Raw genomic sequence first — 19,660 nt, forward strand, 5'->3', positions numbered from 1 at the left:
CATGACCACTGCATTGACGATTGAGCGCGGCGACGACGGCGTGGTGCTGGCCACCATGGACCTGCCCGGCCATTCGATGAACGTGCTGAACGAGACCCTGGCCCAGCCGCTGGCGGGCCTGGCCGATCTGCTGGAAACCGACGCGAGTGTCACCGGCCTGATCCTGGCCTCGGGCAAGCGCGACTTCCTGGCCGGCGCCGATGTGGACCGGCTGCGCGCGTTGACGAGCGCGCAGGAGGCCTTTGATGAATCCATGAAGCTCAAGGGCTTCATCCGCCGGCTGGAGCGCTGCGGCAAGCCGGTGGTGGCCGTCATCAACGGCATGTGCCTGGGCGGCGGGCTGGAGATCGCGATGGGCTGCCACTGGCGCGTCGTCATCGATGACGGCCGTGCCAAGCTGGGCCTGCCCGAGGTGAAGCTGGGCCTCTTGCCCGGCGGCGGCGGCACGCAGCGCCTGCCGCGCCTGGTGGGCATGCAGCAAGCCCTGCAGTGGATGGGCGAAGGCACCGAGGTGCGCGCGGCGCAGGCCCTCTCCAGCGGCTTGGTGAACGAGCTGGCCGCCAGCCGCGACGAGGCCCTGGCCAAGGCGCGCGCCTGGATCGCGGCCAACAAGAAGCCGGTCCAACCCTGGGACGCGCCCAAGTTCCGTTATCCCGGCGGCGACTCGCGTTCGCCCGCCACCGCCCAGCTGTTCTCCATTGCCCCCTCCATGGCCTCGGCCAAGAGCTTTGGCAACTACCCGGCGCTGACCCACATCATGTCCAGCGTGTTCGAGGGCGGGCTCACTGACATCGACCGCGCGCTGGAAATCGAGTCGCGCTACTTTGCCGCTTGCGCGATGAGCCCGGCGTCGAAGAACATGATCGGCACGCTCTGGTACCAGCTCAACGCCATCAAGAAAGGCGCCTCCCGGCCTGCCAGCGTGCCACCTGCCAAGGTGCAGAAACTGGGCATCCTGGGCGCGGGCATGATGGGCTCGGGCATTGCCTATGTGTCGGCCAAGGCCGGCATGCAGGTGGTGCTCCTGGACAGCACGCAGGAAGCCGCCGACAAGGGCAAGCGCTACTCGCAGGATCTGCTGGACAAGGCCGTGAAGAAGGGCCGCAGCACGGCAGACAAGCGCGACGCCCTGCTGGCGCTCATCCAGCCGACCACCGCGTATGAAGACCTGGCGGGCTGCGATCTGGTGATCGAGGCGGTGTTCGAGGACCGCGCCATCAAGGCCGATGTCACGCGCAAGGCCGAGGCCGTGATCAGCACCGGCGCCGTGTTCGCGTCCAACACCTCCACCCTGCCCATCACCGGTCTGGCGCAGGCCAGCGTGCGACCGGCGCAGTTCCTGGGCCTGCATTTCTTCTCGCCGGTGGACAAGATGCCGCTGGTGGAAATCATCGTCGGCCAAGAGACCTCGCCGGAGACGCTGGCGCGCGGCTTCGACTATGTGCAGCAGATCGGCAAGACGCCCATCGTGGTGAACGACTCGCGCGGCTTCTACACCAGCCGCGTGTTCGCCACCTATGTGATGGAAGGCATCGCCCTGCTCAAGGAGGGCGTGCATCCGCGCTCCATCGAGGTGGCGGGTCTGCAGGCGGGCATGCCGATGCCGCCGCTGGCGCTGCAGGACGAGGTCAGCCTGAGCCTGGGCGTGCATGTGGCCGACCAGACCCGCAAGGACCTGGCGGCCGAGGGCAAGCCTTACCACGAGCACCCGGGCGAGTCGGTGCTGCGCCAGCTCTGCGAGCTGGGGCGCGTGGGCAAGAAGGCGGGCAAGGGCTTCTATGACTGGTCAGGCGGCGACAAGCAACTCTGGCCCGAACTGGCCCAGCTCTACCCGGTGGCCGCTGAGCAACCCACCCAGCGCGAGTTGATCGACCGGATGATGTTCGCCCAGGCCAACGAGGCCGCACGCTGCCTGCAGGAAGGCGTGCTGCGCTCGGTAGCCGATGCCAATATCGGCTCCATTTTCGGCTGGGGCTTTGCGCCCTTCCAGGGCGGCGCGCTGCAGTTCATCAACGCCTATGGGCTGCCCGCCTTCGTGGCGCGGGCGCGCGAACTGGCCGCAGCCCATGGCGAGCGCTTTGCACCGGCGCGGATCCTGGTCGAGATGGCCGAGCGCGGGGAGCGCTTCGCTGAGCAGTGAAGAAGACCGAAAGGCTCAGTCGCGCAACAAGGCCCCCAGCAGCGCCATGCCCAGCAGCAGCACCGCGGCCGTTAGGAGCAGGGGCGTCTTGAAGCTGCCCGTGGCCTGCACCATCAGGCCGCTGAGCGCCGGCGCGCTGATCTGCGCCACCCCGTAGCTGAGCGTCAAGCGCGCCATCGCCTTGCCGGGGTTGGCAGGGGCCCGGCGCCCCACCACCGCGAGCGTCAGGCTGACGATGCCGATGAAGGTGGCGCCATAGAGCAAGGCGCCGGCCAGGGCGGCGGGCAGGCTGTCGGAGAGTGCGGGCAACAGCACCGAGAGCACCTGCAGGCCCAGCGCCAGCAGCAGGGCTGGCAGCTCGGAGATGCGCCGCGCGATGCGGTCCCACAGAAACACCGCGGGCACCGCCGCCAGGCCCACCAGCAGCCAAGCCAAAGGCCCGCGCCCGGCCAGGAGCGGCTGGCGCTCGACGATGGCGACGGTGAAGGTGGCGCTGATCACAAAGCCCCAGCCGGCACAGAAGTACATGGCCATCATCAGCAGGGCCCAACGCCTTGGTGGCGCGTCCGACTTGGCTTGGCTCACGGACATGACGGGCGGCACCGGCGGCCGCCAGCGCCAGGCCGGCCATAGAAAAGGCAGGCACAGCAGGCTCATGCCCCACCATTGCTGCGCCCAATCGAGCCGCAGGGCCGCCAGCAGCATGGCGCCCAGGGCCGACACCACGATGCCCAGGCCCAGGCCAATGAAATGCACGCCCAGCTCGGGCCGGCGGCCGGCACGCATCAGCCAGTTCAGCACCAGGCCGGTGCCCAGCAACATGCCGGCCGCGCCGCTCAGGCCGCCCAGAAAGCGCAACAGGGCCCAGGCCCACCATTGCTGCGTCCAGGCCATCGCCACGGCGCTGAGCATGGCCAGCGGCAGGCCGGCGCTGAAGAGGCGGTGGCGCCAGCGCGCATCGTCCATCCAGGAGGCCAGCAGCGCGCCGGCCATATAGCCCATGTAGTTGCAGGCGGCCAGGCCGCCGGCGGCGGCGTCGCTGAGGCCGGCCTGGGCCTGCATCAGGGGCAGCAAGGGGGTATAGGCAAAGCGCGCCAGGCCGATGCAGAGCACCAGTGAGCAAATGCCGGCGACGGAAACCTGCCAGGGCTGGAGTGGGCGCATGACCTCCAGCCTAAGCGTGCCGGCTTACGCCTGGGCTACGGGCTGGAAGCGCTCGTGAATGGCCAGCACCTCGTCCCAGGCACCCAGGAAGGCATCCACGCAGTCCGGATCGAAATGCGAGCCGGAGGATTCTTCGAGATAGCCGCGCGCCTTCTCCAGGCTCCAGGGGCGCTTGTAGGGTCGCTCGGTGGTGAGCGCGTCGAACACATCCGCCACCGCGACGATGCGGCCCTGCAGCGGGATCTTCTTGCCTACCAGGCCATGGGGGTAGCCGCTGCCGTCGAATTTCTCGTGATGGCTCAGTGCCACCACCGCGGCCTGCTGCAGCACCGGCGAGGGACTGCCCTGCAGGATTTCGTGGCCGATGCGGGCATGGTCGCGCATCACCTCGAGCTCGGGCTGGTCGAGCCGGCCCGGCTTGAGCAGCACCTGGTCGGGGATGCCCACCTTGCCGATGTCGTGCATGGGCGCGGCGCGGAACAGGATGTCCTGGTCGTCGCTGGTGAGGCCCAGGCGGCGCGCGATCAGCTTGGAGTAATGCGCCATGCGCATCACATGGCTGCCGGTGTCGGGGTCGCGGTATTCGGCGGCGCGCGAGAGGCGGAAGATGGTGTCGCGCTCGCGCTCGACGATCTCCTGCGTGGCACGCCGCACCTCCTCGGCCAACCAGCTCGCGCGCATCGCCAAGGCGAGCTGGCCGCGCCGCAGCGCCAACATATTGCGCGAGCGGGCCAGGAACTCGACCGGGTCCAGCGGCTTGGTGAGGAAGTCGTTGGCGCCCGACTGCAGGGCGTCGTAGCGCACCTGCACCTCGGCATTGGCGGTCACCATCAGCAGCGGCACGTCGGCACGCGCGGGTTCGGCGCGCAGCCGCTTGATGAATTCCAGGCCATTCAGGCCGGGCATCATGTAGTCGACGATGACGAGATCAGGGTCCTGCTGCAGGCACCACTGCAGGGCGGCGTTGGCATCGCTGAAGGCATGCGCCTGGCCCGCATCGAGCTGCTTGACCAACTCGCCCAGCAGGGCCAGATTGACCGGATTGTCATCAACGAGAACGATATTCAAACGAATGATTCCGACGCAAGTCTTGAGCCGCTGACGCACCACGTTCCGGCATCGGGTGCGTGTCGGCGCTGACGCCGACGCGGTCTGTATGGCCCGTGCGAGGATTGTGCGTTTGCCGGCCGCACAAAGGCATCCCTTGTGCGAGGGGGCTGGGCTTGAATTACGGCGCTGTGCGCACATCTGCCCAGCCTGAGTTCAACGAAAGGCAAGTGCATGGCCCTGTTCCTGGTATTCGTGCTGGCCATGCTGCTGATCGCCGGCATCGTGCTGGCGCCGCGCTGGCAGGCCCGCCGCCGCGCCCGCCTGGCACGGCAGAGCTTTCCGGCGGCGTGGCGGCGCATGCTGCGCCGACGCGTGCCCTATGTGCAGCGCCTGCCCGCCGATCTCCAACTCAGGCTCAAGGGGCTGATGCAGGTCTTCCTGGCCGAGAAGCAGTTCATCGGCTGCGCCGGCTTCATCATCAGCGACGAGGTGCGCGTCACCATCGCGGCCCAGGCCTGCCTGCCGCTGCTGGGGGCCGAGCGCGGCTTCTATCCGCGCCTCTCGCAGATCCTGGTCTATCCGGGCGCCTTTGCTGTGCAGCGTGTACACACCGGCGCGGCGGGCGTGCAGATGGAGCAGCGCCAGGTCTTGTCGGGGGAGTCATGGAGCCAGGGGCAGGTGGTGCTGTCCTGGCAGGATGTGGTGGCCGGCGCGGCCGAGCCGGGCGACGGGCAGAACGTGGTGATCCACGAATTCGCCCACCAGCTGGACCAGGAAAAGGGTTACGCCAATGGCGCTCCCCTGCTGGGCAGCGGCGCCGCCTATGCGCGCTGGTCGGCGGTGATGCAGGGGGAGTTTGATGCCTTGCGCGCTCGCGCCGAGGCCGGCATCCCCAGCCTGATGAGCGACTATGGCGCCACCGATCCGGCCGAGTTCTTCGCGGTAGCCAGCGAGGTTTTCTTCGAGCGGCCGGTCGAGCTGGCCAGCATCCATCCCGCGCTGTATGCGGAGCTGAGCCGTTACTACCGGCTCAATCCACTCACTTGGGAATGATCAGTCAGCGACGCTGCGGACGCGGCGCACCGCCGCCACCCGAACGCTCGATGTGGCGGAAGGTGATGCGGCCCTTGCTGAGGTCGTAGGGCGAGAGTTCCAGCGACACCTTGTCACCGGCGAGGATGCGGATGTGGTGCTTCTTCATCTTGCCGGCGGTGTAGGCAACCAGTTGGTGGCCGTTGTCCAGGGTGACGCGGAAACGCGTGTCCGGCAGGACCTCGTCCACCATGCCTTGCATTTCGATCAGTTCTTCCTTGGCCATGGTGTAACTCCGGTGTTGCCCTGTACCCGCAATCGCGCAGGCTGGGCTGGGTGATAGTGACGCTGTCCATCCGGGCACAACCAGAGTGAAGCGCGCAAAACAAAACCGCTGCAACACAGAATGTCCGCAGCGGCAGCGCCCTAATGTAAGGGAAATCGCGCTTGAAAGCAAGGTTTGTGCCTCGCGTAGCGCTGCCAGGTCGAACCAACAGCGCGGCGAAGCGGGGCCTGATTGGGGCCTGCGCGAGCACGCTTTCCTGCACACTCGGAGCTGCTACTTCCGGCGTACTGAAGGACGCTCCATCGATGCCGTCATCGCAAGTTCCTGATCCGGCGTCCGCCGCTGCGGCTCAACTGGCAACCCGGGTGCTGCAGCAGTTGCAATGCCTGAGCATGCTGGTGTTCGACCAGCGCGGCATGCTTTGCCAGCTCAACGACAGCGCACAGCGCTGGCTGGCCGGCTCGGGCGACGCCCTGCTGGGGCAGCCCGCGGCGCAGCTGACGCAATTGCCCGAGGAACTGCGCGCGCAGATCGCATTGAGCCTCGCTGCCCCTGATCAATACCCGTGCTGGAGCGCGGAACTCGAGCAGCCGGAGCCGCATGGCCACCAGCTGCTGCGCTGGCACCTGCAGGTGATCGCCGGCGCGCAGCGCGGCGAGCCCTGGCATCTGGCCGCCAGCGCCATGGACATCACCGCCGAGAGCGAGGCGCGCGCGCGCGACGCCTTGCAGCGCGAGGCCCTGCACACCATGGTCTATGAAGACGAGCTGACGGGCCTGGCAAGCCGCTACAGCGAGCGCGAATGCATCCTCGGGCTGATCGAGCAGCAGCAGCCCTTTGGCCTGATGGCGGTGAAGCTGCGCGATTTCAGCCTGCTGCTCGACAACTTCGGCCCCGAAGGTGCCGACGAGGTGATCTGCGCAGCCGCACGGGCACTCAAAGAGCTGGCGCCGCCGCCGCTGCTGCTGACGCGTGCCAGCGGCGTGGAGTTTCATCTGCTCGTACCGGGCCGGGCCCAGCCCACCGAGCTGCAACGCCTGGGCCGCAGCATCCTGCATCGTTTCAGGCAGCCGCTGCAGCTGGCCAGGACCGATCTGACGGTCAGCATCGCCATCGGCATCGCCTGCTACCCCCAACATGGCCAGGACCTGGAAGAGCTGCAACGCAATGTCGGTACCGCCTTGCACAGCGCGGCCGAGGAGGGTGGCCGGGTGCAGCGGGTGTTCGAGCCCAAGATGCAGCAGCGCGCGCGCGAGCGGCTCTGGCTCGACCACCATCTGCGCAAGGCGCTGGAGCTGCAGCAGCTCGAACTGCATTACCAGCCCAAGGTCAGTCTGCAGGGGCCGGCCGCGCCGTCGGTGGAGGCGCTGCTGCGCTGGCGCCACCCCAAGCGCGGCCTGATACGCCCCGATCTCTTTGTTGCGCGTGCCGAGGGCAACGGCCAGATCATCGCGATGGGCCGCTGGGTGATCGTCACCGCGGCAGCGCAGGCGGCGCAGTGGCGGGCCTTGGGCCACGCGGTGCGCATTGCCGTCAACATCAGTGCGCGCCAGCTCGGCGACCCCGACCTGCTGCGCTGGCTGTCCGAATGCCAGCGTGTCGCCCATGGGCTGCTGGACGTGGAGCTGACCGAGAGCTGCGTGATCGGCGACGAAGCCGCCACCCACGCCTTCATGCAGGAATGCCGCGAGCTGGGCTTTCAGATCTATCTGGACGATTTCGGCACCGGCTTTTCCTCGCTGGCCCAGCTGGCGCGCCTGCCCATCGACGTGGTCAAGCTGGACCGCAGCTTTGTGGTGGCCAGCGCGCAGGAGCGCAGCCAGGCCCTGATGCGTTCGATGGTGGGCGTGGCGCGCGAGCTGCACCTGCAGGTGATTGCCGAGGGCGTGGAAACGCGCGAACAGGAGGCGCTGCTGCGCGAGATGGGTGCGCATGCCGCGCAGGGCTGGCTCTACGCAGCAGCCATGCCCGCCGACGAGTATCTGCGCTGGCTCAGCTCCACAGATCCAGCGGCGGCTGGCGGGTGATGGCGCGCAGCAGATCGCTGCGCGATAGAAAGCCCTCCACCGCCCCACCCTCGCCCACCACCGGCAGGCCCGGCAGGCGCAGGTCCAGCAGCAGCTGCGCCACCTCGCGCAAGGGCGTGTCCAGATGCGCGCTGGGGATGGGCGTCCACATCAGCGCCGCCACCGGCAGCGCGAGGCGATCCTTCCACAGCTGCGGATCGAACACCTCGGGGGTATCGAAGGCACGCAGCGGCAACAGATCGGCGCGTGAAATCAGCCCCACCAGGCGCTGGCGCGCGTCCAGCACCGGCGCCTGCCCATGGCCGCGCTGCGCCAGCAGGCGCCAGGCCTCGGCCACGCTCGCCCCCACCGGCACCGACAGCACCTCGCGGCTCATCAGTTGCTGCACCAGGCTCAGCGCCTGACGCTCGGCCTGCCCCTGCTGGGTCTGGGCATAGGCTGCCAGGGCCTGGCGTGGTGCGCGCTCGCCGCCACGGCCGAGCCGGCCGTAGTCACCGCCGGGCACCGGAAGGCCGCGCACGATGGAAGGCAGCAAGGCCTGCTCGTTGCGCCCGATCGCCGCCGCGGCGCGCACCCGCGCCACCGCCTGCACCGGCGCCAGTTCGCGCACGCCGTCCAGGCTGCCGCTGTAGACGCGTCCGTTAAGGCCGTAGACCGTGAACATCAGCCCGGCTCGCTTTCTTCTTCGCCTACCAACTCCACGCGGTTGCGGCCCAGCCGTTTGGCCTGGTACATGGCGCGGTCGGCCGCCGCAATGAGCGACTCGGGGCTGTCCGCCTCGCCCAACCGATGGCCGCACACGCCAATGCTGATGGTGACGGCGATCTGCTGGCCGCCCCAGGGGGTGGAAGTCTGCTGCACCGCCAGACGCAGCGCATCGGCCAGCACGCGGGCGCCCTCGGCCTGCGTGTCGGGCAGCAGCACGAGGAATTCCTCGCCTCCGAAGCGACCGATCTGATCCTGCGCGCGCAGCCGGCTGGCCAGTGTCTGCGCCACCTGGCGCAGCACGGCGTCACCGGCCTGGTGGCCATGGTTGTCATTGACGGACTTGAAGTGATCTATGTCCAACATCAGCACCGACAGCCATTGCTCCTGGCGCCTTGCCCGCGCCACGCTGCTGTGCAGCAGATCCAGGATGGCACGCCGGTTCGCCAGCCCGGTGAGCACATCGCGCATCGCGAGCTCGAAGCTGCGCCGCTCGGCGCGCTCAAGATTCATGTAGACAAAGCCCAGGCCGAAGCTCAGCACCGCCACCATCGCGACCAGCGCCAGCGCGGTCTGCCAGCGCTGATTGGCGAGCGCATCGCCGGCATCCAGCAAGCCCAGCAGCATGGCCAGGAGGCGCAACAGCAGCATGCTGCCCAACACCGCCGCACCCGTCACCAGCATCCAGCGCCCGCGCCCCAGCACCGGCCGGCGCCGACTCAGCAGCACCTGCAGCACCAGCGCCAGCTGCGCCGGGAACAGCGTGCCGCCAACGATCACGCGGGCTCGGTAGGCGTCGATGAACAAGGCATACAGGCCCAGGGACAACAGCACCGGCAGCACCATCAGCAAGGGCCTGGGCCGGATGCCCTGGAAGCGCCACAGCGACAACAGCATGAGTGCAAAGGCCAGCGCGAGTACCCCGTTGCCCAGCACCACCGACCAATATTCGCCGATCGCGCCACGAAAGCCATACAGCACATTGCTGAGCGCCAAGGCACACATGGTGGCGGCCCAGGACCACAGCGCCTCGCTGCGGCGCTGCCCCCAGGCCATCACGCCCACCCAACCCGCCATCACGAAGGCCACGACGGTCACCACCAGGAAGAGGGTCGGCATGTCCAAGGGCATGGCCCATTCTATGCACCCGGCAGTGGCGGCCCATGCCGGCGCATGGGCGCGCCAGCGTCTACACGCCCCTCAGGCGCTGCGGCCCGAACGTGCCACTTCCTCGTAGGCCTTGAGTCCGACGTTGAGGCCATTCGCGGCGGCGGCCTTTTCCTCGGCGATCAACTCGGCCAGGGATTTCGGATGCTTGAAGTCGTAGGCCTGCTGCTCGAACTCGGTGACGCTGCCGTCCTTGTTGCCATCGGCGGGCTCAAAGGCCGCCTCGGGCTTGCTGTTGCTGCTGGCCTGCGCGCTTGCGCCGGCTTCGGCGCTGGGCTGGGCCGGCGCGGTCTTGGCCGGCTGGCTGGCCACGGCCTGCTCGGCCAGCTTGGCGCCCTGCTGGGAAATCTGCACCACCGTGGTGTCTTCGTCGGTGGCGGGCTTGTTGGTGATCGCGGCTTCCTGACGCTTCAGGGCCTCGTCGGTATGTGGGCGCTGGGTCAGGGCGCTGCTTGCCGTGCTGACCGTGGCGACGCTGGTACTCGGTATTGAAGTGACCATGATGAGCTCCTCAAACAGGAGGCTGCGGGGCGGGAAGTCCGGGGTGCGATACAGGCACCAGGGGCACTGAGGCCCCGCCCATACGCAGGTTTTCGGCAAGGCCGGGCCAGACTTTAACCCGGCACGGGCAGCGCGGTCTCGTACTTGACCTCGCGCAGCACCACATTGCTGCGCACGCTGGCCACACCCGGCACCTTGAAGACGCGGCTCTGCAGGAACTGGTCGTAGGCCTTCATGTCGGGCACCACCACCTTGATCACATAGTCGGCCTCGCCGGTGATGCCATGGCATTCGATGATCTCGCGGCTGGCCTGCACCAACTGCTCGAACTGCTCCACCGCACCCTCGCTGTGTCGCACCAGGCTCACATTGGCCAGCACGCAGATCGACAGGCCCAGCTTCTCGCGGTCCACCAGGGCCACATGGCGGCGTATCACGCCGCTCTCTTCCAGCTCCTTGATGCGCCGCCACACCGGCGTGGCCGAGAGCCCCACCTTGTCGGCCAGCTGCTGGGTGCTCTGGCGCCCGTCGGCCTGCAGGGCCTCAAGAATCTGGCGCGTGGCGCGATCAAAACGTTCATTTCCCATATCAACCACCTTTGAGAGGAATTCTCTCATTGACCCGGTTGACACAAGCGATGCAAGTAACAAACTCTCGGCTGCCTGGCCAAGAATCTGCTCCCTGCATAGAACACCTCAGGAGACCGGCCCATGTCCACCCCCGCACTGCGCGACTACAAGCTTTCGGACAACCTGGGCGCACGCTCGGGCCAGGTCTTTCTCACCGGCACGCAGGCCCTGGTGCGCCTGCTGCTGGCACAGAAGGCGCTGGACGAGCGCGCCGGGCTGAAGACGGCCGGTTTCGTCTCGGGTTACCGCGGCTCTCCGCTGGGCATGGTGGACCAGCAGCTCTGGAAGGCCAAGAAGTTCCTGGACGCGGCGCAGATCAACTTCCTGCCCGCCATCAACGAAGACCTGGCCGCCACCGCCTGCCTGGGCGTGCAGCGGGTGGCGCTGGACCCCAAGCGTACGGTGGATGGCGTGTTCGCCATGTGGTACGGCAAGGGCCCCGGCGTGGACCGCTCGGGCGACGCGCTCAAGCATGGCAATGTCTATGGCACATCCACCCAGGGTGGTGTGCTGGTGGTGTGCGGCGACGACCATGGCTGCGTCTCCAGCAGCACGCCGCACCAGAGCGACCAGGCGCTGCAGGCCTGGAGCATGCCCATCGTGCATCCGGCCAACGTGGCCGAGTACCTGGAGTTCGGGCTCTACGGCTGGGCACTGAGCCGCTTCTCGGGCGCCTGGGTGGGCTTCAAGGCGATCTCCGAAGTGGTGGAGTCGGGCATGACGGTGGACCTGGACAGCGTGCCGCTGGACTTCGAGCTGCCGGTGGACCATGTTCCTCCGACCAATCTGCACATCCGCGCCGTGGACCTGCCCTCGCTGGAGCTGGAAACCCGACTGGCGCACAAGCTCGACGCGGTGCGCGCCTTTGCCAAGCTCAACAGCATCGACAAACACATCGTCGTGAGCCCGCGCGCCACGCTGGGCATCGTCACCGTCGGCAAGGCGCATTACGACTTCATGGAGGTGTTGCGCCGCCTCGACCTGGACCCCAACGCCCTGGCCGCGGCCGGCGTGCGTGTCTACAAGGTGGGCCTGGTCTATCCGCTCGAAGCCACCCGCATGGCCGAATTCGCCCAGGGCCTGACCGACATGCTGGTGATCGAGGAAAAAGGCCCGGTGGTGGAGCGCCAGATCAAGGAGCTGCTCTACCACCTGCCCGACGCCCAGCGCCCGCGTGTGGTCGGCAAGACCGATGAACATGGCGCGCCGGTGCTCTCGGCCTTGGGCGAGCTGCGCCCCTCGCGCATCATGGGCACGGTGGCCGACTGGCTGGCCCGCCTGAACCCGGCGCTGGATCTCCGCCATCTGGTGGTGGACTTCCTCACCCCCTGCCTGCTGTCCAACGAGGCCGACGGCGTGCGCCGCCAGCCCTACTTCTGCTCGGGCTGCCCGCACAACACCTCCACCAAGCTGCCCGAGGGCTCGCGGGCGCTCGCCGGCATCGGCTGCCACTTCATGGCCAGCTGGATGGAGCGCGGCACCTCGGGCCTGATCCAGATGGGCGCCGAGGGCGTGGACTGGGCCGCGCACAGCCGCTTCACCACCGAGAAGCATGTGTTCCAGAACCTCGGCGACGGCACCTACTACCACAGCGGTTATCTGGCGATACGCCAGGCCATCGCCGCCAAGACCAATATCACCTACAAAATCCTCTACAACGACGCCGTGGCGATGACTGGCGGCCAGCCGGTGGACGGATCGACCAGCGTGCCGCAGATCGCGCGCCAGGTCGAGGCCGAGGGCGTCAAGCGCCTGGTGGTGCTCTCCGACGAGATCGGCAAGTACGACGGACACCACGGCCTCTTCCCCGCCGGCACCACGTTTCACGACCGCAGCGAGCTCGACAAGGTGCAGCGCGAGTTGCGTGAGATCGAGGGCGTCACCGTCCTCATCTACGACCAGACCTGCGCCGCCGAAAAGCGCCGCCGTCGCAAGAAAAAAGAGTTCTACGACCCACCCAAGCGCATCTTCATCAACGAGGCGGTGTGCGAGGGCTGCGGCGATTGCGGCCAGGCCAGCAACTGCCTCTCGGTGGTGCCGGTGGAAACCGATTGGGGCCGCAAGCGCGCCATCGAGCAAAGCTCCTGCAACAAGGATTTCTCCTGCGTCAACGGCTTCTGCCCCAGCTTTGTCTCGGTGCATGGCGCCCAGCTGAAGAAGCGCGCTGGCGCCAGCTACAGCCCGCAAGACCTGGCACGCGAACTCGCCGCCATCAGCGCGCCCGCTCCCTGGGACTGGACCGGCCCCTTCGACCTGCTGGTGACCGGCGTGGGCGGCACCGGTGTGGTGACGGTGGGTGCACTCGTCTCGATGGCCGCGCATCTGGAAGGCAAGCAGGCCTCGGTGCTGGACTTCATGGGCTTTGCGCAAAAGGGCGGCTCGGTGCTGTCCTTTGTGCGCGTGGCGCCGACCCAGGACCTGCTGAACCAGGTGCGCATCGACACCCAGCAGGCCGATGTGCTCTTGGCCTGCGATATGGTGGTGGGCGCCAGCCCCGATGCGCTGGGCACCGTCAAGCCCGGCCGCACCGTGATCCTGGCCAACACCCATGAGCTGCCCACCGCCGGTTTCGTTCGCAACCCCGATGCCAGCCTGCATGCGCCGGGCCTCTTGGCCAAGATGCAGCATGCGGTGGGCGGGCAGGCCGACTTGCTGAGCACGGTGGATGCACAGGCCATCGCCCAGCAGCTGATGGGCGACACCATGCCCAGCAACATCATCATGCTGGGCGCTTGCTGGCAGCGCGGCCTGATCCCCTTGAGCGAGGCGGCGCTGATGCGCGCCATCGAACTCAACGGCGTGGCGGTGGAGGGCAACAAGACTGCCTTTGCGCTGGGCCGCCTGGCCATCGCAGCGCCCGACGCGCTGCGCCGCCTGGCCGGCACGCCGCAAGGCTTGGTGCAGGTGCTGAACTTCGACAAGCTCGATGGCGAGGATGGCCTGATCGCACGCCGCGTGGCCTTCCTGACCGACTACCAGGACAGCGCCTATGCCAGCCGCTATCTGGCCCTGGTGGAACGCGTGCGCAAGGCCGAGGCGCAGCTGGGCGAACCAGGCAAGGCCGAGCGCCTGACCAAGGCGGTGGCACGCTACTACGCCAAGTTGCTGGCGATCAAGGACGAGTACGAGGTGGCGCGCCTCTACACCGATGGCAAGTTTGAAAAGGCCATGAAGGAACAGTTCGAGAACTGGGACTCTTTATCCTTCCACATGGCCCCGCCCCTGCTGTCAAAACCTGGCCCCGACGGCCGCGCCAAGAAGCTGGAACTGGGCGGCTGGACCTTCAAGGCCTTCCAGGCCCTGGCCAAGCTGAAGGGTCTGCGCGGTGGCGCGCTGGACCTCTTCGGCAAGACCGAGGAGCGCCGCATGGAGCGTCAGCTGATCGCCGACTACGAAGCCCTGGTCGACGAACTGCTGAAGCAACTCAGCGCCGACAAGCTCGATCTGGCCGTCAAGCTCGCCCGCCTGCCCGAAACCATACGCGGCTACGGCCATGTCAAGCTGGCCAATGTGGCAACGGTGCGCGCCCAGTGGAAGGACCTGCTGGATCGCTTCCATGGCCGTGCAGTGGAGCCGGTGGCGCAGGTGGTGATGACGATGCCGCAGCGGGTGAAGGGGGTGGCGGAGTTGTGAGCGGCCAGCATCAGCCCGGGCTGATGCGCATCAATGCAGCACCCCGCCGCGCGCATTACCCTGCGCACTCATGGCCAAGAAGTTCCCAATCAACCCAAGCAACCCACACCGCCTGTGCTGGGGCTGTGACCGCTATTGCCCCAGCGACAGCATGGCCTGCGGCAATGGCTCGGACCGCACTCAGCATCCGGTGGAACTGTTTGGCGAGGACTGGGCCGAATGGCAGGCGCCGCAGGCGCAGCCCGGGCCATTGGGCAAGACCGACGCCGATTAAGGCCTGCTTGTCGCCGTTTCCTGCCACGGCAGCTGCCGCACCGCCAGCCCGCGCCTAACTGTCTATCATGCGCGCTGCACAAGCCCTTCCTGCCTCGGCTGCCTCGCCCCGCCATGTCCCCAATCCCGCCATCCTGCATTTCGAGATGGACTGCAGCGCTGCTGTTAGGCGTCTCGTCCTGCGCATGGGCTGCTCCCGCGGTGCCGCTGTGCGCCAGTGAGTTCCCGCCCTACAGCGGCGCACAGCTGCCAGGCCAGGGCGTGATGATCGAGCTCGCGGCGCAGGCCTTCAAGCGCCAGGGCCTGCAAGCCAGCGCGAGCTTCATGCCCTGGGCGCGTGTCATCAAGCTTGGCGAGCAGGGGGCATGCATCATCGTGGGCATTTGGCGCAACGAGCAGCGCGATCAGCTCTACAGCTATTCGCGCCCCATGCTGCGGCAGGAGCTGGGCTTTTTTGCGCGTATGGGCTCGGCGCCCGACCTGCGCCGCCTGCAAGACCTGCGGTTGGGTGTCGAGCGTGGCAGCTATGTCTCAGCCGAGCTGCAGGAACCCGGCCTGCAGATTGATTTGGCCAGCGATCAGAAAGGCAACTTCCGGAAACTGGCGCTGGGCCGTGTTGACCTGGTCTTTTCAGAACGCGCAACCGGCCAGTTCCTGCTGGCCGCCGAGCCCGAGCTGGGGCGCCAGATCGAATGGAGGGCGCCACGGCTGGAGTTCAAGAACGCCCACCTGGCGATGTCCAAGAACCATCCCCAGGCACGCGCATGGCTGGATGCTTTCGATCTAGGCCTGGCCGCGATGAAGGCCGACGGCAGCTATGCCCGGCTGCTCGCCAGAGCCAGCATCAGCCAGGCCGACTGACTGACTAATTGGTTGCTTGCCCGATCGATTGGCGCACCCTGGCTAGCGCCTCTACCTGGAAAACCGTTGCCGATACTGCTGCGGCGTGATGCCCGCATGCCGGCGCAGGCTGCGCTGCAGGCTGTCCACCGAGCCGAAGCCGGACTTCTGCGCCACGCGCTCGAGCGGCCAGGCGCTGCGTTCCAGATGGGTCTTGGCGCGCTCCAGCCGCAGGGCCTCGACAAAGCGCGCCGGGGTCTGGCCGGTCTCGGCCAGGAACAGGCGGGCGAAATGGCGCTCGCTCATGCTGGCGCGTTCGGCCAGGGCCGCGACGCTGAGGTCGCGCTCGGGGTGCTCCACCATCCACAGCAGCAAGTCGGCCAGGCGGTCGCCGCCGGCCTGCGCCTGCGCCTGCAGACCGGCCGAGTACTGGGACTGGCCGCCCGGGCGGCGCAGATAAAGCACCAGATGGCGCGCCACCGCGAGCGCAATCGGCTGGCCCAGATCGTCCTCCACCAGGGCCAGAGCCAGGTCGATGCCGGCCGAGATGCCGGCCGAGCTGTAGAAGGGCGGGTCGGCCACGAAGATGGCGTCGGGCTCCAGGCGCAGACGCGGGTACATGCGCGCCAGCTGCTCGCAGAAGCGCCAATGGGTGGTGACGCGGCGCTCGTCGAAAAGCCCCGCCGCCGCGAGCGCAAACGCCCCCGTGCAGACGCTGCCCATGCGCCGTACCTGCGGCGCCTTTTTGCGCAGCCAGGGCAGCAGGCTGCCGGCCCATGCGCGGCCCTCCAGATCGCCATCGTTGCCGCCCACCACCAACACCGTGTCGAGCGGGCCGCGCAGCGCGGCCAGCGCGGTGCTGGGGCCAAGTTGCAGGGCCGAATTGCAGCGCACCATGCCGCCCTCGGGCGAGGCCAGCACGACACGATAGGGCGGCAGCGCCTGCCCGGCCGCCTGGGCGAACTGATTGGCCTTGCTGAAGACCTCCCAGGGTCCGGTCACGTCTAGCGACTGGCAACCCTCGTAGGCCACCAGCAGCACCGTCTTGGTTTTCTCTGGCATGGCAGTTTTTGCGGTCATTGCGTCAGTACTGCCAGCATAGCCCCAACTAAGCTGGGCGCATGAAAACCTTCAGTTCCTCCCGCTTCGCCCTGTTGCACGCCAGCGAACGCCGTGTCGCCCTGCTGGTGCTGTGCCAGGCCCTGTTCGTGTGCGCCTCGGCCATCGGCCTCACGCTCACCGGCCTGGTGGGCAGCATGCTGGCACCGAGCCGCGCGCTGGCCACCCTGCCCTATGCGCTGGTGACGGTGGCCACGGCGCTGAGCACCGTGCCGGTCTCGCTGCTGGCACGGCGCTGGGGCCGGCCGCGCGTGTTCCAGCTGGGGGCCATGGCCGGCGCCTGCGGCGGTGCCCTGGCCAGTTGGGCCATCGTGCGCAACGATTTCCTGCTGTTCTGCGCCGCGAATCTGGCACTCGGCGCTTTTGCGGCCAGCGCGCAGTTCTACCGCTTCGCGGCCACCGAGGCGGCAAGCGCCACTTTCAAGGCCCAGGCCATCGGCTGGGTGACCGGCGGCGGCGTGCTGGCGGCCGTGCTGGGCCCTACCCTGGCGGCGCTGGCACGCGAGGCGGTGCCGGGCCATAGCTTTGCCGGCTCGTATCTCGCGGTGTTGGCGCTGGCCCTGCTCTCCATGCTGGTGCTGAACCGGCTGCGCGGCGGCACGGCGGCCCCCATGGCCGCAGCTGGCGCGCGCACGCCACTGCTGCAACTGCTGCGCCGCCCGGCCTTTGTAGTGGCGGCCGGCAGCTGCGCCGTCGGCGCCGCCAGCATGATGTTCGTGATGACGGCCACGCCGCTGGCGGTGGTGGGCTGTGGGCTGCCGGTGACGGTGGCCGCTGGCGTGATCCAGTGGCATTTGATGAGCATGTACGCGCCCGGCTTCTTCAGCGGCCGATTGATCGCCCGCTGGGGTGTGACGCGGGTGCTGTGGCTGGGCAGCGCGGCCATGGCCAGCGGCAGCCTGGCGGCGTTGAGCGGCCAGAGCGCCTGGCAGTTCGGCCTGGCCCTGATGCTCAACGGCGCCGGCTGGAACTTCATGTTCGTGGGTGGCAGCGCGCTGCTGGCCGAGGCCTTTGCGCACGACAGCACCGCCGACCGCGCGCGCGCCCAGGCCGCCAACGAGTTCCTGGTCGCCGCCATCGTCGCCATCGCCGCGATGGCCTCGGGCTGGGTCTTCGACGGCTGGGGCTGGGGCCATGTCAACGGCCTGATCGGGCCCCTGCTGGCCCTGGCCGCGGGCAGCGCGCTGTGGCTGCAGCGGCGGCAAGACCTGAGCCTGAATCAGACGAGGACGCGTCTCAGGCGCGCGTGAACGGCCCGCTCGCCAGCCAGCGCTCAATCTGCGCCTGGCGGTCCTGGCCCCAGAAGGGCTCACCGTCGATGATGAAGAAGGGTGCGCCAAACACCCCGGCCGCCAGCGCGGCCTCGTTCTCGGCCTTGAGCCGCTGCTTCCAGCGCTCATCGCCCCAGGCCGCCTCGGCGGCGGCGGCATCCAGCCCGCTCTCGCCTGCCAGGGCCTTGAGCGCGCCAGCGTCGTTGAGCGCCACGCCGCGGGTGAAATAGGCGCGCAGCCCGGCATGGGCCCAGGCCACCGCGGCATCGTGGCCCTGGGTTTCGTGCAGCCACCAGAACACCCGCGCCGCGTTCTGCGTGGGGATGGGAAAGGCGCCGGGCTGGCGATAGGGCAGGCCGGCGAAATGCGCCGAGCGCTCGAAATCGCGCAGCGCGTACTCGCGCTTGAGTGGATGCGCCACCGGCGGCTTCAGCTCGGCCGCCTGGAACAGCACGCCCAGCAGCACGGCATGCCATTGCACGCGCCGGCCATGGCGCGCCGCCACCGCATCGATCCACTCCGAAGCGATATAGGAATAGGGTGAGGAGAAATCGAAGTAGAACTGGATTGCGGCGCTGCTCATGGCGGCCTCCTGCACAGGGTCAGCCGAGGGCGCGGCCGATGAGGATCTTCTGCACCTCGGACGAGCCCTCGTAGATCTGCGTCACGCGCACATCGCGGTAGATGCGCTCGACCGGGAAGTCGCTCACATAGCCATAGCCGCCATGCACCTGGATGGCGGCCGAGCAGACGCGCTCGGCCATCTCGGAGGCGAACAGCTTGGCCATCGCCGCCTCCTTGACGCAGGGCAGGCCCGCATCCTTCATGCTCGCGGCATGCCAGATCAGCTGGCGTGCGGCCTCGATCTGGGTGGCCATTTCGGCCAGCTTGAACTGGATCGCCTGGTGGTTGAAGATGGGCTGGCCGAAGGAGCTGCGTTCCTTGCTGTACTTGAGCGCCGCCTCGAAGGCCGCGCGCGCCATGCCCACCGATTGCGAGGCGATGCCGATGCGGCCGCCCTCCAGGCCAGCGAGCGCGATCTTCAGGCCCTGGCCCTTGGCACCGATGCGGTTCGCCACCGGGATGCGGCAGTTGTCGAACAGGATCTGGGCGGTGTCGCTGGCATGCTGGCCCAGCTTGTCCTCGATGCGCGCCACCACATAACCGGGCGTGTTGGTGGGCACCAGGAAGGCGCTGATGCCCTTCTTGCCGGCGGCCTTGTCGGTGACCGCCATCACGATGGCGACGTCGCCGTTCTTGCCGCTGGTGATGAATTGCTTGACGCCGTTGAGCACATATTCGTCGCCATCGCGCACCGCCGTCGTGCGCAGTCCGCCGGCCTCCGAGCCCACATGCGGCTCGGTCAGGCAGAAGGCGCCCAGCATGTCGCCGCGCGCCAATGGGCGCAGGAACTGCTGCTTCTGCTCCTCATTGCCAAAGGCCATCAGGATCGAGCAGACCGGGCAGTTGTTGACGCTCACCACCGTGGAGGTGGCGCCGTCGCCCGCGCCGATCTCCTCCAGGATGATGGCCAGTGCCAGATAGTCCAGGCCCGCGCCGTCGTACTCATGCGGCACGGCCACGCCATAACAGCCCAGCTCGGCCAGGCCGCGCAGCTCGGCGGCGGGGAAATGGTGGCTCTTGTCCCATTCGGCCGCCTTGGGGGCGATCTGGTCTTGTACAAAGGCGCGCACGGCGTCCTGCACGGCACGATGGTCGTCGGAGAGAAGCATGGTCAGCTGTCCTGCAGAGAAGGGATGGGAAAAAGCATAGCTTGTGGGGCCGAGGCCATGGCCTTGATACCGGGTTTGGTGCCGATCATC

17 protein-coding genes are annotated in these 19,660 nt (G+C 68.0%); 7 read left to right on the forward strand and 10 right to left on the reverse strand.

Translation table 11 applies throughout. The features are described 5' to 3' along the window. The first annotated feature begins 1 nt into the window (after position 1). The gene (locus WG898_RS01255) at positions 2 to 2,140 is read left to right on the forward strand and encodes a 3-hydroxyacyl-CoA dehydrogenase NAD-binding domain-containing protein (protein WP_339600966.1); all 2,139 of its coding nucleotides are present in this window, start codon (positions 2 to 4) and stop codon (positions 2,138 to 2,140) included. A gap of 15 nt (positions 2,141 to 2,155) precedes the next feature. Here WG898_RS01255 and WG898_RS01260 read toward each other — a convergent pair whose 3' ends face one another. Further along, entirely contained in the window at positions 2,156 to 3,304 is a 1,149-nt protein-coding gene (locus WG898_RS01260) for a YbfB/YjiJ family MFS transporter (protein ID WP_339600967.1), read from the reverse strand. Positions 3,305 to 3,328: 24 nt separating this feature from the next. Then, positions 3,329 to 4,372, reverse strand: a complete 1,044-nt coding sequence (locus WG898_RS01265; protein ID WP_339600968.1) for an HD domain-containing phosphohydrolase — start codon at positions 4,370 to 4,372, stop codon at positions 3,329 to 3,331. A 213-nt stretch (positions 4,373 to 4,585) separates the two neighbouring features. Here WG898_RS01265 and WG898_RS01270 point away from each other — a divergent pair, with 213 nt between their 5' ends. Further along, a complete protein-coding gene (locus tag WG898_RS01270) occupies positions 4,586 to 5,407 on the forward strand; it encodes a M90 family metallopeptidase (RefSeq protein WP_339600969.1) in 822 nt (273 codons plus the stop codon). 4 nt (positions 5,408 to 5,411) lie between these two features. Here the strand turns inward: WG898_RS01270 and infA are convergent, their stop codons facing one another. Beyond that, the gene (gene infA / locus WG898_RS01275; protein WP_285230816.1) at positions 5,412 to 5,672 is read right to left on the reverse strand and encodes a translation initiation factor IF-1; all 261 of its coding nucleotides are present in this window, start codon (positions 5,670 to 5,672) and stop codon (positions 5,412 to 5,414) included. A 305-nt stretch (positions 5,673 to 5,977) separates the two neighbouring features. On the opposite strand from infA, the gene WG898_RS01280 reads away from it, so the two are divergent. Then, positions 5,978 to 7,699: an EAL domain-containing protein gene (locus tag WG898_RS01280; protein WP_339600970.1), complete on the forward strand. Its 1,722-nt coding sequence runs from the start codon at positions 5,978 to 5,980 to the stop codon at positions 7,697 to 7,699. On the opposite strand, the gene WG898_RS01285 is transcribed toward WG898_RS01280, so the two are convergent. From WG898_RS01285 to WG898_RS01300, 4 genes are all read right to left on the reverse strand, one after another. Next, complete coding sequence (locus WG898_RS01285; RefSeq protein WP_339600971.1) at positions 7,665 to 8,363, reverse strand: CBS domain-containing protein; 699 nt, start codon at positions 8,361 to 8,363, stop codon at positions 7,665 to 7,667. The two genes, WG898_RS01280 and WG898_RS01285, sit on opposite strands and share 35 nt — an antisense overlap. Then, complete coding sequence (locus WG898_RS01290) at positions 8,363 to 9,535, reverse strand: GGDEF domain-containing protein (protein WP_339600972.1); 1,173 nt, start codon at positions 9,533 to 9,535, stop codon at positions 8,363 to 8,365. The genes WG898_RS01285 and WG898_RS01290 overlap by 1 nt, the downstream gene beginning before the upstream one ends. A 69-nt stretch (positions 9,536 to 9,604) precedes the next feature. Continuing rightward, positions 9,605 to 10,072: a hypothetical protein gene (locus tag WG898_RS01295; RefSeq protein ID WP_339600973.1), complete on the reverse strand. Its 468-nt coding sequence runs from the start codon at positions 10,070 to 10,072 to the stop codon at positions 9,605 to 9,607. A 113-nt stretch (positions 10,073 to 10,185) separates the two neighbouring features. Beyond that, positions 10,186 to 10,659, reverse strand: coding sequence for an Lrp/AsnC family transcriptional regulator (locus WG898_RS01300; RefSeq protein ID WP_339600974.1), 474 nt, complete (start codon positions 10,657 to 10,659; stop codon positions 10,186 to 10,188). Positions 10,660 to 10,782: 123 nt separating this feature from the next. On the opposite strand from WG898_RS01300, the gene WG898_RS01305 reads away from it, so the two are divergent. The 3 genes from WG898_RS01305 to WG898_RS01315 all read left to right on the forward strand — a co-directional run bounded on the left by WG898_RS01305 (position 10,783) and on the right by WG898_RS01315 (position 15,468). Beyond that, a complete protein-coding gene (locus tag WG898_RS01305) occupies positions 10,783 to 14,334 on the forward strand; it encodes an indolepyruvate ferredoxin oxidoreductase family protein (protein WP_339600975.1) in 3,552 nt (1,183 codons plus the stop codon). 70 nt (positions 14,335 to 14,404) lie between these two features. Then, complete coding sequence (locus WG898_RS01310; RefSeq protein ID WP_339600976.1) at positions 14,405 to 14,608, forward strand: DUF3079 domain-containing protein; 204 nt, start codon at positions 14,405 to 14,407, stop codon at positions 14,606 to 14,608. A gap of 113 nt (positions 14,609 to 14,721) precedes the next feature. Beyond that, positions 14,722 to 15,468, forward strand: a complete 747-nt coding sequence (locus WG898_RS01315; protein WP_339600977.1) for a substrate-binding periplasmic protein — start codon at positions 14,722 to 14,724, stop codon at positions 15,466 to 15,468. Between the two features lie 51 nt (positions 15,469 to 15,519). Here WG898_RS01315 and WG898_RS01320 read toward each other — a convergent pair whose 3' ends face one another. Next, on the reverse strand, positions 15,520 to 16,509 hold the full coding sequence (locus WG898_RS01320) for a GlxA family transcriptional regulator (protein WP_339600978.1): 990 nt from the start codon (positions 16,507 to 16,509) through the stop codon (positions 15,520 to 15,522). Positions 16,510 to 16,568: 59 nt separating this feature from the next. On the opposite strand from WG898_RS01320, the gene WG898_RS01325 reads away from it, so the two are divergent. Further along, positions 16,569 to 17,816: an MFS transporter gene (locus WG898_RS01325; RefSeq protein ID WP_339600979.1), complete on the forward strand. Its 1,248-nt coding sequence runs from the start codon at positions 16,569 to 16,571 to the stop codon at positions 17,814 to 17,816. Here the strand turns inward: WG898_RS01325 and WG898_RS01330 are convergent. Both WG898_RS01330 and WG898_RS01335 read right to left on the reverse strand, forming a co-directional pair. Then, positions 17,803 to 18,420, reverse strand: a complete 618-nt coding sequence (locus WG898_RS01330; protein WP_339600980.1) for a 2-hydroxychromene-2-carboxylate isomerase — start codon at positions 18,418 to 18,420, stop codon at positions 17,803 to 17,805. The two genes, WG898_RS01325 and WG898_RS01330, sit on opposite strands and share 14 nt — an antisense overlap. Positions 18,421 to 18,439: 19 nt before the next feature. Beyond that, positions 18,440 to 19,570 (reverse strand): acyl-CoA dehydrogenase family protein, encoded by a 1,131-nt coding sequence (locus WG898_RS01335; RefSeq protein ID WP_339600981.1) that lies wholly within the window; start codon positions 19,568 to 19,570, stop codon positions 18,440 to 18,442. Between the last annotated feature and the right edge of the window lie 90 nt (positions 19,571 to 19,660).

Source organism: Paucibacter soli (assembly GCF_037482845.1).
Lineage (GTDB): Bacteria > Pseudomonadota > Gammaproteobacteria > Burkholderiales > Burkholderiaceae_C > Paucibacter_B > Paucibacter_B soli.

Bases quoted from the DNA above. Each gene is read 5' to 3' on its own strand.
- WG898_RS01255 (WP_339600966.1), top strand. From the start codon at position 2: ATGACCACTGCATTGACGATTGAGCGCGGCGACGACGGCGTGGTGCTG.
- WG898_RS01260 (WP_339600967.1), bottom strand. From the start codon at position 3,304: ATGCGCCCACTCCAGCCCTGGCAGGTTTCCGTCGCCGGCATTTGCTCA.
- WG898_RS01270 (WP_339600969.1), top strand. From the start codon at position 4,586: ATGGCCCTGTTCCTGGTATTCGTGCTGGCCATGCTGCTGATCGCCGGC.
- infA (WP_285230816.1), bottom strand. From the start codon at position 5,672: ATGGCCAAGGAAGAACTGATCGAAATGCAAGGCATGGTGGACGAGGTC.
- WG898_RS01280 (WP_339600970.1), top strand. From the start codon at position 5,978: ATGCCGTCATCGCAAGTTCCTGATCCGGCGTCCGCCGCTGCGGCTCAA.
- WG898_RS01285 (WP_339600971.1), bottom strand. From the start codon at position 8,363: ATGTTCACGGTCTACGGCCTTAACGGACGCGTCTACAGCGGCAGCCTG.
- WG898_RS01290 (WP_339600972.1), bottom strand. From the start codon at position 9,535: ATGCCCTTGGACATGCCGACCCTCTTCCTGGTGGTGACCGTCGTGGCC.
- WG898_RS01295 (WP_339600973.1), bottom strand. From the start codon at position 10,072: ATGGTCACTTCAATACCGAGTACCAGCGTCGCCACGGTCAGCACGGCA.
- WG898_RS01300 (WP_339600974.1), bottom strand. From the start codon at position 10,659: ATGGGAAATGAACGTTTTGATCGCGCCACGCGCCAGATTCTTGAGGCC.
- WG898_RS01305 (WP_339600975.1), top strand. From the start codon at position 10,783: ATGTCCACCCCCGCACTGCGCGACTACAAGCTTTCGGACAACCTGGGC.
- WG898_RS01310 (WP_339600976.1), top strand. From the start codon at position 14,405: ATGGCCAAGAAGTTCCCAATCAACCCAAGCAACCCACACCGCCTGTGC.
- WG898_RS01315 (WP_339600977.1), top strand. From the start codon at position 14,722: ATGTCCCCAATCCCGCCATCCTGCATTTCGAGATGGACTGCAGCGCTG.
- WG898_RS01320 (WP_339600978.1), bottom strand. From the start codon at position 16,509: ATGCCAGAGAAAACCAAGACGGTGCTGCTGGTGGCCTACGAGGGTTGC.
- WG898_RS01325 (WP_339600979.1), top strand. From the start codon at position 16,569: ATGAAAACCTTCAGTTCCTCCCGCTTCGCCCTGTTGCACGCCAGCGAA.
- WG898_RS01330 (WP_339600980.1), bottom strand. From the start codon at position 18,420: ATGAGCAGCGCCGCAATCCAGTTCTACTTCGATTTCTCCTCACCCTAT.
- WG898_RS01335 (WP_339600981.1), bottom strand. From the start codon at position 19,570: ATGCTTCTCTCCGACGACCATCGTGCCGTGCAGGACGCCGTGCGCGCC.